General features: G+C 69.6%; 12 protein-coding genes. 8 read left to right on the top strand and 4 right to left on the bottom strand.

All coding sequences use genetic code 11. The features are described from left to right. The 6 genes from gcvT to ACIRGA_RS01600 all read left to right on the top strand — a co-directional run bounded on the left by gcvT (nt 1) and on the right by ACIRGA_RS01600 (nt 5,956). Nucleotides 1-1,092 carry a glycine cleavage system aminomethyltransferase GcvT gene (gene gcvT, locus ACIRGA_RS01625; RefSeq protein WP_400935565.1) on the top strand — a complete coding sequence of 364 codons (1,092 nt, stop codon included), beginning with the start codon at nt 1-3 and terminating at the stop codon, nt 1,090-1,092. Between the two features lie 17 nt (nt 1,093-1,109). Then, complete coding sequence (gene gcvH, locus ACIRGA_RS01620) at nt 1,110-1,487, top strand: glycine cleavage system protein GcvH (protein WP_016336369.1); 378 nt, start codon at nt 1,110-1,112, stop codon at nt 1,485-1,487. A 1-nt stretch (nt 1,488) separates the two neighbouring features. Further along, nucleotides 1,489-2,757 (top strand): serine hydroxymethyltransferase, encoded by a 1,269-nt coding sequence (gene glyA, locus ACIRGA_RS01615; RefSeq protein ID WP_360083272.1) that lies wholly within the window; start codon nt 1,489-1,491, stop codon nt 2,755-2,757. Further along, a complete protein-coding gene (gene lipA, locus ACIRGA_RS01610) occupies nt 2,754-3,755 on the top strand; it encodes a lipoyl synthase (RefSeq protein WP_400935563.1) in 1,002 nt (333 codons plus the stop codon). The genes glyA and lipA overlap by 4 nt, the downstream gene beginning before the upstream one ends. Nucleotides 3,756-3,771: 16 nt before the next feature. Further along, a complete protein-coding gene (locus tag ACIRGA_RS01605; RefSeq protein ID WP_400935561.1) occupies nt 3,772-5,145 on the top strand; it encodes an L-serine ammonia-lyase in 1,374 nt (457 codons plus the stop codon). An 88-nt stretch (nt 5,146-5,233) separates the two neighbouring features. Then, complete coding sequence (locus ACIRGA_RS01600; RefSeq protein ID WP_016336365.1) at nt 5,234-5,956, top strand: FadR/GntR family transcriptional regulator; 723 nt, start codon at nt 5,234-5,236, stop codon at nt 5,954-5,956. Here the strand turns inward: ACIRGA_RS01600 and ACIRGA_RS01595 are convergent. Continuing rightward, nucleotides 5,930-7,582 carry a SulP family inorganic anion transporter gene (locus tag ACIRGA_RS01595; protein ID WP_400935559.1) on the bottom strand — a complete coding sequence of 551 codons (1,653 nt, stop codon included), beginning with the start codon at nt 7,580-7,582 and terminating at the stop codon, nt 5,930-5,932. The two genes, ACIRGA_RS01600 and ACIRGA_RS01595, sit on opposite strands and share 27 nt — an antisense overlap. A gap of 28 nt (nt 7,583-7,610) precedes the next feature. Further along, entirely contained in the window at nt 7,611-7,940 is a 330-nt protein-coding gene (locus ACIRGA_RS01590; protein WP_400935557.1) for an ArsR/SmtB family transcription factor, read from the bottom strand. A gap of 100 nt (nt 7,941-8,040) precedes the next feature. Here ACIRGA_RS01590 and ACIRGA_RS01585 point away from each other — a divergent pair, with 100 nt between their 5' ends. Continuing rightward, a complete protein-coding gene (locus tag ACIRGA_RS01585; protein ID WP_400935555.1) occupies nt 8,041-9,981 on the top strand; it encodes a transglycosylase domain-containing protein in 1,941 nt (646 codons plus the stop codon). 119 nt (nt 9,982-10,100) lie between these two features. On the opposite strand, the gene ACIRGA_RS01580 is transcribed toward ACIRGA_RS01585, so the two are convergent. Then, complete coding sequence (locus ACIRGA_RS01580; protein ID WP_400935553.1) at nt 10,101-10,757, bottom strand: O-methyltransferase; 657 nt, start codon at nt 10,755-10,757, stop codon at nt 10,101-10,103. A 32-nt stretch (nt 10,758-10,789) separates the two neighbouring features. Beyond that, on the bottom strand, nt 10,790-11,617 hold the full coding sequence (locus ACIRGA_RS01575) for an ABC transporter ATP-binding protein (protein WP_400935551.1): 828 nt from the start codon (nt 11,615-11,617) through the stop codon (nt 10,790-10,792). Nucleotides 11,618-11,723: 106 nt separating this feature from the next. Between ACIRGA_RS01575 and ACIRGA_RS01570 the strand changes: the two genes are divergently transcribed. Continuing rightward, entirely contained in the window at nt 11,724-13,040 is a 1,317-nt protein-coding gene (locus ACIRGA_RS01570) for a PLP-dependent aminotransferase family protein (protein ID WP_400935675.1), read from the top strand. Nucleotides 13,041-13,053 lie beyond the last annotated feature (13 nt).

Below are 13,053 nucleotides of genomic sequence, written 5' to 3'. Positions count from 1 at the left end.
ATGTCGAAAGAGACGTCCCTGCACGGAGTCCACAAAGGACTGGGTGCGCTGTTCACCGATTTCGCGGGCTGGTCGATGCCGATCCGCTATTCCAGCGAACTGGCGGAGCACAAGGCGGTCCGCGAGGCCGCGGGCCTGTTCGACCTGTCCCACATGGCCGAAATCGAGGTGACCGGCCCGCAGGCCGCCGACACCCTCGACTTCGCGCTGGTCGGCAACCTGTCCGGCGTGAAGCCGGGCCGGGCGCGCTACACGATGATCTGCGACGAGAACGGCGGCGTGCTGGACGACCTGGTCGTCTACCGCCTCGCCGACGAGAAGTTCCTGGTCGTGGCCAACGCGGGCAACGCCGCCGTGGTCGCGGAAGCGCTGGCCGAGCGGGTCTCGGGTTTCGACGCGGTCGTCGAGAACAAGTCCGAGGACGTCGCGCTGATCGCCGTCCAGGGCCCGAAGGCCGTCGAGATCCTGGGTGCGGTCACCGACGCCGACCTGGGCGCGCTCAAGTACTACGCGAGCGTCCCGGCCGTCGTGAAGGGTCACGACGTCCTGCTCGCCCGCACCGGCTACACCGGCGAGGACGGCTTCGAGCTGTACGTCCCGGCCGGTGAGGCCCCCGCCGTCTGGCGCATCCTGACCGACGCGGGCGAGCCGCACGGCCTGCTCCCGGCCGGTCTCGCCTGCCGCGACACCCTGCGTCTCGAAGCCGGAATGCCGTTGTACGGCAACGAACTCAGCCTTCAGCTGAGCCCGTTCGAGGCCGGCCTCGGCCGCGTGGTCAAGTTCGAGAAGCCGAACGACTTCGTCGGCAAGGCCGCGCTCGAGGAACTGTCCAAGAAGGACGTTCCCCGGGTGCGCGTCGGGCTCAAGGGCTCCGGCCGCCGCGCGCCGCGCCACGGTTACACCGTCCTGGCGGGCGAGACCGAGATCGGCGAGGTCACCAGCGGTGCCCTTTCGCCGACGCTGGGTTACCCGATCGCCATGGCCTACGTGGACCGGGAGCACTCCGAGCCCGGCACCGAGCTTTCCGTCGACATCCGGGGCCGTATCGAGCCCGTCGAGGTCGTCGCCCTGCCCTTCTACTCCCGCGCCTGAAAGGCCCCCGAATCACCATGAGCATCCCCCAGGACCTGAAGTACACGAAGGAACACGAGTGGCTGAACGTCGCCGACGGCGTCGCCACCGTGGGCATCACCGCCTTCGCCGCCGAGTCGCTCGGTGACATCGTGTTCGTCCAGCTTCCCTCGGTCGGCGACACCGTCACCGCGGGCGAGGTGTTCGGCGAGGTCGAGTCGACCAAATCGGTCAGCGAGCTGTACGCACCCGTGGACGGCGAGGTCGTCGAGGTGAACGAGGCCACAACGGACACCCCCGAGCTCATCAACTCGGACCCGTACGCCGAAGGATGGCTCTTGAAGGTGCGTCTGTCCGGCGACGTGCCCGCCCTGCTCGACGCCCAGGCGTACGCCGTCCTGACCCAGGAGAACTGACATGTTCAACGCTGCCCTGTCCGATGTGGACCCCGAGGTCGCCACCGCCGTCGCGGCCGAACTCGACCGGCAGCAGTCGACCCTGGAGATGATCGCCTCGGAGAACTTCGCCCCGGTGGGCGTGCTCGAGGCCCAGGGTTCGGTGCTGACCAACAAGTACGCCGAGGGTTACCCCGGCCGCCGCTACTACGGCGGTTGCGAGCACGTCGACGTCATCGAGCAGCTGGCGATCGACCGCGCGAAGGCCCTGTTCGGCGCCGAGCACGCCAACGTCCAGCCGCACTCCGGCGCGCAGGCCAACGCCGCCGCCATGGTCGCGGTGCTCAACCCCGGCGACACCATCCTCGGTCTCGACCTCGCCCACGGCGGGCACCTGACCCACGGGATGAAGATCAACTTCTCCGGCAAGCTCTACAACGTCGTCGCGTACCACGTCGACAAAGAGACCGGGATCGTCGACATCGAGGAGATCGAGCGCCTCGCCAAGGAGCACAAGCCGAAGCTGATCATCGCCGGCTGGTCGGCGTACCCGCGTCAGCTCGACTTCGCCGAGTTCCGCCGCATCGCCGACGAGGTCGGCGCGAAGGTCATGGTCGACATGGCGCACTTCGCCGGCCTGGTCGCGGCCGGGCTGCACCCGAGCCCGGTGCCCTACGCCGACATCGTCACCACGACCACGCACAAGACCCTCGGCGGCCCGCGTGGCGGCATCATCCTGTCCCGCCAGGAACTCGCCAAGAAGATCAACTCGGCGGTCTTCCCCGGCCAGCAGGGCGGTCCTCTGGAGCACGTCATCGCCGCCAAGGCCGTCGCGCTCAAGATCGCCGCGAGCGAGGAGTTCCGCGAGCGCCAGCAGCGCGTGCTCGAAGGCGCGAAGATCCTGGCCGACCGCCTTTCGCGCACGGACTGCAGCGAAGCCGGCGTCCGCGTGCTGACCGGCGGTACCGACGTGCACCTGGTGCTCGTCGATCTGGTCAACTCCACTTTGGACGGTCAGCAGGCCGAGGACCGGCTGCACTCCGTCGGTATCACGGTCAACCGCAACGCCGTCCCGTTCGACCCGCGTCCGCCGATGGTCACCTCCGGCCTCCGGATCGGCACCCCGGCGCTCGCGACCCGCGGCTTCGGCGCCGAGGACTTCGCCGAGGTGGCCGACATCATCGCCGAGGCGCTGCGCCCGGACTTCGACGAGGACCTGCGCCAGTCGCTGTCCGCCCGTGTCGAACTGCTGGCCAAGAAGCACCCGCTGTACGCGGACCTCAACCGATGAGCGCGGTCCCCGAGGGGCGCAAACTTCTCCGGCTCGAGGTCCGCAACGCGCAGACCCCGATCGAGAAGAAGCCGTCGTGGATCAAGACGCGCGCGCGGATGGGTCCGGAGTTCACCGAGCTCAAGGGGCTGGTCAAGCGTGAAGGCCTCCACACCGTGTGTGAGGAGGCCGGTTGTCCCAACATTTACGAGTGCTGGGAAGACCGTGAGGCGACGTTCCTGATCGGTGGGGACCAGTGCACGCGGCGGTGCGATTTCTGCCAGATCGACACGGGTAAGCCGGCGGCGTTGGACCGTACCGAGCCGCGCAAGGTGGCCGAGAGCGTGCAGGCGATGGGCTTGCGCTACTCGACGGTCACGGGTGTGGCGCGTGACGATCTGGAGGACGGTGGCGCGTGGCTGTACGCGGAAACTGTGCGGCAGATCCACGCGTTGAACCCGGGTACCGGTGTCGAGCTGTTGATCCCGGATTTCAACGCGGATCCGGATCAGTTGGCCGAGGTGTTCGGTTCGCGGCCGGAGGTTTTGGCGCACAATGTGGAGACGGTGCCGCGGATCTTCAAGCGGATCCGTCCGGGTTTCCGTTACGCGCGGTCGCTGGAGGTCATCACGAAGGCTCGTGAGGCCGGTTTGGTGACGAAGTCGAACCTGATCCTGGGTATGGGCGAGACACCCGAAGAGGTGGCTCCGGCGATGCAGGATCTGGTCGACGCCGGGTGCGAGATCCTCACGATCACCCAGTACCTGCGGCCGTCGCCCCGGCATCATCCGGTGGACCGCTGGGTCAAGCCGGAAGAGTTCGTCGAGCATTCGAAGGCAGCCGAAGCGATGGGCTTCGCTGGTGTGATGGCCGGGCCGCTCGTACGCTCGTCGTATCGGGCCGGTCGCCTTTTCGCCCAGACGAAGGCCCACCGCGGCGAAGAGCTGTCGGAGAACTTGGCCCATCTCGCCGCCGAAGGGCCCGCGGCCCAAGAAGCCAGCTCACTGCTGGCCAGATAGGAAGGAGGGCAGATCAATGGCGATCAGCGTCTTCGACCTGTTTTCGATCGGCATAGGCCCCTCCAGCTCCCACACGGTGGGCCCGATGCGCGCGGCACTGACCTTTGTGGACGGTCTGGCCGCCGATGGTGACCTCGCTGCCACGGCACGCGTCCAGAGCGAGCTTTTCGGCTCGCTCGGCGCGACCGGGTTCGGGCACGGCAGCGACAAGGCCGTGCTGCTCGGGCTGTCCGGGGAGCGTCCGGAGGAGATCGACACCGACACCGTGCCCGGCAAGATCGCGGAGATCCGCGAATCCTGCCGGTTGAAGGTGCGTGGTGAGCACGAGATCGTGTTCACCGAGGACACCGACCTGACCATGCACCGGCGGAAGTCGTTGCCGGCGCATCCCAACGGGATGATCTTCCGCGCGTTCGACGCCGACGGGAAGGTGCTGCGCGAGCGCACCTATTACTCGGTCGGCGGCGGGTTCGTCCGCGACGAGTCCTACGAGACCGACACTGTCGTCGTCGAGGACTCGACGAAGCTGGAGTTCCCGTTCCGCACCGGCGCGGACCTGCTGAAGCACTGCGAGGACACCGGGCTGCCGATCAGCGAGATCATGCTGCGCAACGAGCTTTCGTGGCGCACGCGTGAGGAAATCCGCGAAGGGCTGCTGGAGATCTGGCAGGTCATGGTGGAATGCGTGCGCAACGGCTGCGAGCACGAGGGCGTCCTGCCGGGCGGCCTGAAGGTGCCTCGGCGCGCGAAGGCGTTGCACGAGAAGCTGCTCGCCGAAGACGGCGTCGGCGACCCGCTGTACGCGATGGACTGGGTGAGCCTGTACGCGCTGGCGGTCAACGAGGAGAACGCCGCGGGCGGCCGCGTCGTCACCGCGCCGACCAACGGCGCGGCGGGGATCATCCCGGCCGTTCTGCACTACTACCAGCGGTTCATCCGGGGTTCGTCGGACGACGGCATCGTGACGTTCATGCTCACCGCGGGCGCGATCGGCTCGATCCTGAAGCAGACGGGCTCGATCTCGGGCGCCGAAGTCGGCTGCCAGGGCGAGGTCGGTTCGGCCAGCGCGATGGCCGCCGCCGGGCTCACCGAGGTCCTCGGCGGTTCACCCGCGCAGGTGGAGAACGCAGCCGAGATCGGCGTCGAACATCACCTGGGGCTGACGTGTGACCCGGTCGGCGGGCTGGTGCAGATCCCGTGCATCGAACGCAACGCCGTCGGCGCGTCGAAGGCGATCCACGCGGCGCGGATGGCGATGCGCGGTGACGGTTCGCATGTCGTGACGCTGGACAAGGCGATCAAGACGATGCGCGAGACCGGCGCCGACATGAGCGTGAAGTACAAGGAGACCGCGCGCGGCGGCCTCGCCGTGAACGTCATCGAGTGCTGACCCCCCGCGTTTAGTCCTCTGGATGCGGTAGTTGCACACGCAAGTACCGCATCCAGAGGACGAATCGCGGGCCGCCTAAACTCGAAGCGTGGAGTCGAGCACGGTCGCGAACGCGGGTGACGCGCTGTTCCGCCCGGTGCGCGCGGGCAACGCCTTCGAGGAGACCGTCGAAAGGCTGCTTCAGGCGATCCGGCTGGGCGTGGTGGGCGCAGGGGAGCGGCTGCCCTCGGAGCGTGAACTCGCCGAGCGGCTCGGGGTCAGCCGGGTGACGTTGCGCGAGGCCATCCGCGCGCTGTCCGACGCGGGTTACGTCGAGTCGCGGCGCGGGCGGTACGGCGGCACGTTCGTCAACGACGTCCTGCCCGACCCGCCCGCCGCCGACGGCCGGAAGGTCGACAACGCCACGCTGGAGGACGCGCTCGGCCTCCGGCACGTCCTGGAGACCGGCGCCGCCGAGATGGCGGCGTCGCGTTCGCTCAGCCCGGCCGATCGGCAGCATCTGACCAGCACACTCGCCGAAGCCGCGGCGGCCGACGTCGGCGACTACCGGCGCAAGGATTCGCGGCTGCACCTGGCGATCGCCGAGGTCACCGCGTCCGGCTCGCTGACCACGGCGATGGCCGACGCGCGGATGCGGGTCAACCAGCTGCTCGACATGATCCCGCTGCTCGAACCGAACCTGGAGCATTCCAATGCCCAGCACGAGGCCATCGTCGACGCGATCCTCGCCGGGGACTCCGAGGCGGCCCGCCGGGCGATGACGGAACACGTCGAAGGGACGGCTTCACTGCTTCGCGCGTTCCTCGCTTGAGGGCGACGTCAGCAGGGCGTGCGCGAAATCGATGGCGTGCGGCGTATCCGGGAACACCCGGCCCTCCGCGCGGAGCCGATCCGCGACGCCGAGTTCGTCGAGCACCTTTTCGTGGCCGGGTTTGATCCCCGACACGAGGACCGTGATCCCGCGATGTTCGAGACGTTCGATGGCGTCCCGCAGGACGAGGGCGCCGGTGGCGTCGATGGCCGACACGCGGGACATCCGGAGGATGACCACCCGGACGTCGGCCACCTCGGACAGCTCCAGCAGGAACTGGTGGGCAGCGGCGAAGACCAGCGGCCCGTCGAGCCGGAACGCGACGATGTGCTCGTCCAGCAGCGCCCGTTCCTCGGCGGCGTGATCGGCGTGGTCGAGCGCGACTTCTTCGATGCGAGCCGCCTTCGCGATCGCCCGCAGGGCCAGCGCGCCCGCCACGACAAGGCCGAGGATGACCGCCGTGACCAGGTCCAGGATCAGGGTCGCGGCCGCGGTGAGCACGAGGACCAGCGCGTCACGCCGGGTGGAGCGCAGGAGCGCGCGGACCGAGCCCGCCTCGACCATGCGGACGGCGGTGGCCAGCAGCACCCCGGCGAGCGCCGCGATCGGGATCGTGGCCACGAGCGGCGCCGCCGCGAAGACGATCACCGCCAGCACCATCGCGTGGGTGAACGAGGCCAGCCGCGATTTCGCCCCGGCGCGGACGTTGACCGCGGTACGCGCGATCGCCGCGGTGGCGGGCACGCCGCCGAACAGCGGGGTGACGAGGTTCGCGAGGCCCTGCCCGAAGAGTTCACGGTCCGGGTCGTGGCGTTCGTTGACGCTCATCGCGTCGGCGACGGTGGCCGAAAGGAGGCTTTCCAGCGCGGCCAGGGCCGCGACCGCGACGGCGGAGGGCGCCAGCGCGCCCAAGGCCGACAGGTCCAGGAATGCCAGCGAGGGCGCGGGAAGACCGTTGGGCAGGGCGCCGATACGAGCGACCGGCAGCTGCGCGAAGTGGCTCACGAGCGTCGCGACGGCCACCGCGACCAGCGAGAACGGGATCGACGGCCGCCACCTCGCGCCTAGCAGCATCAGGGCGGCGACCCCGGCCGCGATCGCGATCGACGGCCAGGCCGGATGCCCGGCGAAATCGGCCACCGCCTTCGCCGCGACGACGGCCACCTTCTCGCCGTCCGGCGTGGCGACGCCGAGCGCGGCGGGCACCTGCTGCAACGCGATGACCCCGGCGATGCCCAGGGTGAAGCCTTCGACCACCGGCGTCGGCACATAACGCATGTACCGGCCGGCGCGGGCGACCGCGAGCAGGAGCAGCAGCACCCCGGCGAGCAGGCCCACCGTCAGCACCCCGCCGGGTCCGTGCGCGGCCATGATCGGCACCAGCACCACGGTCATCGCCCCGGTCGGCCCGGACACCTGGAGATTGGAGCCGCCGAAGATCGCGGCCAGCGCGCCGGCGACGATCGCGGTGACCAGCCCGGCTTCGGCCCCGAGGCCGGAGGAGATGCCGAAACCCAGTGCCAGCGGGAGCGCGACGATCGCCACGGTGAGGCCCGCCGTGAGATCGCCGCGGGGAGAGCGTTTGAGCGTGCGCAGGTCTTCGCGTCCGGGCAGGAGCGAGCGCAATTCCGAAAACCTCGATCCCGCCACGGCGTCAGTCCGCGTCGCGCAACTGGGCGAGCAAGGCGTTCTGATCGGCCAGCAGCTCGGTGAGGATGCGCCGGGCCGCGCGCAGGAGCTCGACGACGTCGCCACCGGCGAGCGCGTACACCACCGTCGAGCCCTCCCGGGTCGAGGTGACGATCCCCGACCGGCGCAGGACGGCCAGCTGCTGCGAGAGGTTGGAGGCCTCGACCTCGATCTCGGCGAGCAGCTCGCGGACGGCCTTCGGGCCTTCGGCGAGCAGCTCCAGCACACGGATCCGGACCGGGTGGCCCAGCATGCGGAAGAACTCCGCCTTGGCCTGGTACAGGGGGACGGGCATCTGACCACATTATCAAATGAAGAATTCTTCAAGTCGTGAACCGGGTACGATCCGGTGACTTTCCCACAACCTTTTCACTCGTTCGGGCGTCTAACCTGGCGTGGAAAACCCGGATGACGCAGACGCACCCGAGTCGGAGACCACGGCCACTCCCGAGCCGAAACGGAAGAAACGCAGGTGGCGACGGATCGCCGCCTGGACGCTCGGCCTGCTGATCGGCATCCCGGTCGTCGCGTTCGGGCTCGCGTACGTCCTGCTCGACGTCCGCAGTCCGCAAGAGGTCCTCGCCGACCTCGACAAGACCGTCGTCCTGCAGAACGCCGACGGTTCGGAACTGCTCAAGGTGGTCCCGCCCGGCGGCGACCGGCTGTTCGTGCCCTACGACGCCATCCCCGCGAAACTGCGCGACGCGATCGTCGCGACCGAAGACCCGACCTTCTGGGACAACGAGGGTTTCGATCTCACCGGGCTCGGCCGCGCGCTGGTGACCGGGGTCGGCGGCGGCTCGGGGATCACCCAGCAGTACATCAAGAAGTCCACCGGCAACGAGGACGCCACCCTCACCCGCAAATTCTCCGAGCTCGTGCTCGCCACGAAGATCACCCAGCAGCAGACGAAGAAGGAGATCTTCGAGAGCTACATCAACATCATCTCGTTCGGCCGTGGCACCTACGGTCCGGCGTCGGCGATGAACGCCTACTTCGGCCGGAAGCTCGACGACTCGATGACCTGGAGCGAGGCGGCGTTCCTCGCGGGCATGATCCAGTCGCCTTCGGTGCACGACCCGTACGCCTCCAGCCACGAGCACGCGATGAAGCGGTGGTCCTACGTGGTGAACAAACTGGTCGCGCGGGGCTACCTCGGCCAGGCCGAAGCGGTCGCCATGACCTATCCGGAGGACGCGATCCAGGCGCCGTCGGAGACCCGCGCCGGTCGCGTCACCTTCGAGCAGTACCACATCAAGCAGCAGGTCCTCGCCGAACTCGAGCAGGTCGGCTACCCGCTCGATCGGCTCCGCGGCGGCGCGATGAAGGTCGAGACGACCATCGATCCGCGCGCCCAGGCCGAAGCCGAGAAGGCGGTCAAGGAACGGCTGAAGGGACAGCCGGAGCACTTTCGCGCGTCGCTGGTCGCCGTCGAACCCGGGACCGGCGCGATCCGCGCCTACAACGGCGGTGGCTGGAGCGTGCACGACTACGCGGGCACCCCGTACGGCACCGGCTCGGCGTTCCAGCCGTTCATCCTCGCCGCCGGGCTGGAACGGGGAGTGAACGTGGACGAACCGCTGAAGGCGCCCGCGAAGGTCGACTTCCTCGGCGAGACCTTTCAGTTCCAGGATCAGTGCGGCGAAGCCGGCAAGTGCACGCTGCGCGAGGCGATGGGGCGGGGCGCACAGGGTCCGTTCGTCGACCTGGCGAAGAAGCTCGGCGCCGAAGCCGTCCGTGACGGCGCCCGCGCGGCCGGGATCCCCGAGTCCGTCGACGGCGCGGTGACCCTGCGCGAGAAGGACGGGTTCCTGATCGGCCCCGGGATCGCGGTCGGCCGGTATCCCTTGCGCGCCAGTGACATGGCCGGTGCCTACGCGACCTTCGCCGCCGACGGCATGCGCGCCACCCCGCATCTGGTGTCGAAGATCCGGGACGAGAACGGCGAAGTCGTATGGGAACGGCAGCCGGACAAGACGCCCGCGTTCCAGGGCGACGAGGCACTGAGCCGCCGGATCGCGGGCACGATGAGCCAGGTGCTGGCCACCGGCCTCAAGGATCGCCCGGCGGCGCTGAAGACCGGCGACTTCCGGTTCAACGAGACGGACGACAACGCCGGCGGCTGGGCGGTCGGGTACACGCCGCAGCTCGCGACCGCGGTCTGGGTCGGCTCCGACGAGCCGCGCCGGATGCGGGACGCCACCGGGGAGAAACTGACCGGCGGGACACTCCCGGCGGATATGTGGCAACGCTTCATGAACAGTGTCCACCGAGGACAGCCGGCACGATGGCCGGACGGCTCCGGGCCGCGGCCGGCCACCACGGCGCCGCGGTGATCCATCGGTGCAGCGGGGGGGGGGGGGGGGGGGGGGGGGGGGGGGGGGGGGGGTGGCGTCCCCCCCCCCCCCCCCCCCCCCCCCCCCCCCCCCCCCCCCACTGGACCGAGGCGGTTCCGTCAGGGCTTCACGAGCACGACGGTGAGACCGTCGTAGCCCTTGCTGCCGACCGTCTGGATCGCCGTCGCGTCGACACGGGGTTCGGCGGCGATCATCTCGTGCAGCCGCCTGATCCCTTGGATGTTCGGGTCTTCGCTGGCGGCGTCGGTCACCGCGCCACCGCGGACGACGTTGTCGACCACGATCACGCCGCCGGGCCGGACGAGCTTCAGTGACGCTTCGAAGTAGGCCGGGTTGTTGACCTTGTCGGCGTCGATGAACGCCAGATCGATCGGGCCCTCGACCGACGGCAGCAGGTCCAGCGCCTTGCCGACGCGGACGTCGACCAGCCCGCCGAGCCCGGCCGCTTCGATGTTGCCGCGCGCGACTTCGGCGTGTTTCGGGTCGAATTCGAGGGTGACGAGCCTGCCCTGTGGCGGCAGGGCGCGGGCGAGCCAGATCGTGCTGTACCCGCCGAGCGTGCCGATCTCCAGGATGGACCGCGCGCCGATCATCCTCGCCATCAGGTTGAGCAGTTTGCCCTGGTTCGGCGCGACGGCGATCGACGGCAATCCGGCCTCGTCCGACGCCTGCCGCGCGCCGTCGAGGACGGGATCGGACGGGACGAGCACCCCGGACAGGTAGTCGTCCACTTCGGACCACAGTTGCTGTGACATGGCACCTCCGCCGCCAACGTACTCCGAGCCGGTCAGGCGGCGCGGCGTCCGGCTTTCGGGATCACCAGCGGGGTCCCGGTCTCCGGGCACGGCATGACGCGGCAGGGCAGCTCGAAGATCTTCTCGACGTTGGCGGCGGTCACGACCTCTTCGGGCGCGCCGGTCGCGAGGACCTCTCCGTCGCGCATCGCGATCATGTGCGTCGCGTAGCGGGCGGCGTGGTTGAGGTCGTGCAGCACCGCGACCAGCGTCCGGCCCTGCTCCTGGTGCAGCTCCGCGCACAGGTCGAGGATGTCCATCTGGTGCGCGATGTCCAGATAGGTCGTCGGCTCGTCGAGCAGCAGGAGATCGGTCTCCTGCGCGAGCGCCATCGCCATCCACACGCGTTGCCGCTGACCACCCGAGAGTTCGTCGACCAGCCGCTCGGCGAGGTCGTCGACGCCGGTGGCGCGCATGGACTCCGCGACCACGGTGGCGTCCTCGCGGGACCATTGGCGCAGAAGGCGTTGATGCGGATACCGGCCGCGCGCGACGAGGTCCGCGACGGTGATGCCGTCGGGCGCGATCGAGCTTTGCGGCAGCAGGCCGAGCCGCCGGGCGACCTCCTTGGCGGGGAAGGAGCTGATCGCCTGGCCGTCGAGGAACACCGAACCCCGGCGCGGTTTGAGCATCCGGGCGAGCGCGCGCAGCAGGGTGGTCTTGCCGCAGGCGTTCGGTCCGACGATGACGGTGAACGACCGGTCGGGGATGACCACCCCGAGGTCTTCGGCCACGGTCCGGCCGTCGTAGGCGAGCGTCAGCGCGTCCGCGTGCAGACGGGACGTCGTGCTCTGCTCGGTGAGGGTTTCCACGGTCTCCACGCAGGTTAGGCTAACCTAGGAGTCCGCCGTTGTGGTGTTCCGGCTCTTCGATGGCATCATCCCCAGTGCAATCCCCTGAATGCACTCGGTGCGATCGAAGGACGGCATGGAGGACTACCGGATAGTCGCGGACGAGATCTCCGCCGACGTCGAGGCGGGCAGGCTTCGTCCTGGCGATCGGCTGCCCCCGCAACGGCGTTTCGCGCGGGAACGCGGGATCGCGAACTCGACGGCCGCGAGGGTCTACGGCGAGCTCGTCCGCAGAGGTGTCGTGGTCGGCGAGGTCGGCCGGGGCACCTTCGTGCGCGCCGGGAGGCCGCCGCTGGAGACCGCGCTCGCCGAACCGGGTGGTGCGACGGTCGACCTCGAGCTCAACTTCGCCGTCCTGCCTGAGCAAACGGCGCTGGTCGGGAAGGCGTTGGAACCGCTGCTGCGTGACGACGTCCTGACAGCGGCGCTGCGGCCGGGAAGTGTCTCCGGCTCGAAGCAGGCGCGTGACGCCGTCGCCGGACTGTTCACGAAGGACGGCTGGAAGCCGGAAATCCTCTTCGCCGGAAGCGGGCGTCAGGCCATCGCGGCCGCGATCGCCGCTTTCGTGCCGATGGGGGAACGGCTCGCCGTCGAGGCCATCACCTATCCCGTGGTCAAGGCGCTCGCCGGGCGGCTCGGCGTCCAGCTGGTGCCCATCGAGACCGACGACCTGGGGCTGATTCCCGAGGCGCTCGAAGCCGCGTCGGTCCGCGCGCTGTACGTCCAGCCGACGCTGCACAACCCGCTCGGGTCCACAATGGACGAAGCGCGCCGGGCCGAGCTGGCGGAAACCGTGCGCCGGATGGACATCCCGGTGATCGAGGACGGGATCTACACCTTCCTGCGGCCCGAGGTCCGTCCGTTCGCGACGTACGCGCCGGAACGCACGGTGTTCACCGACAGCATGTCCAAACGGCTCGCCCCGGGGCTGACCACCGGATTCCTCGCCGTTCCCGCGGAATGGACGGAACGGCTCGCCGCGGCCGTGCGCTCGGGCGGCTGGGTCGCGCCCCGGTTCGCCGTCGAAGCCGCCACCCGGTGGATCACCGGCGGCACCCTCGAAACCGTCGAACGGGCGAAACGGCTCGACGCGGCGGAACGCCAGCGGGTGACGGCGGAACGCCTGGCCGGATTCACCCTGCGCGCCGATCCGCAGGCGTATCACTGCTGGTGGGAGCTCCCCGAACACTGGCGCGCCGAGACCTTCGTCGCCGCGGCTGCGCGACGCGGGATCGCGGTCACCCCGGCGGCCGCGTTCGCCGTCGTCCCCGGGCACGCCCCGAACGCGGTGCGGCTCGCCGTCTCGTCGCCGCCGCTCGAGACACTCGGGGCCGCTTTGGACGTCCTCGCCGGTCTCGCTTCCGGTCGCCCCGAGGACGCCGGCGTCGACTGACCCACCGCATTCA

The organism is Amycolatopsis sp. NPDC102389, assembly GCF_044765885.1.
Lineage (GTDB): Bacteria > Actinomycetota > Actinomycetes > Mycobacteriales > Pseudonocardiaceae > Amycolatopsis.
Note: the sequence above shows the minus strand (reverse complement) of the source record. Positions and strands in the feature narration are given on the sequence as shown.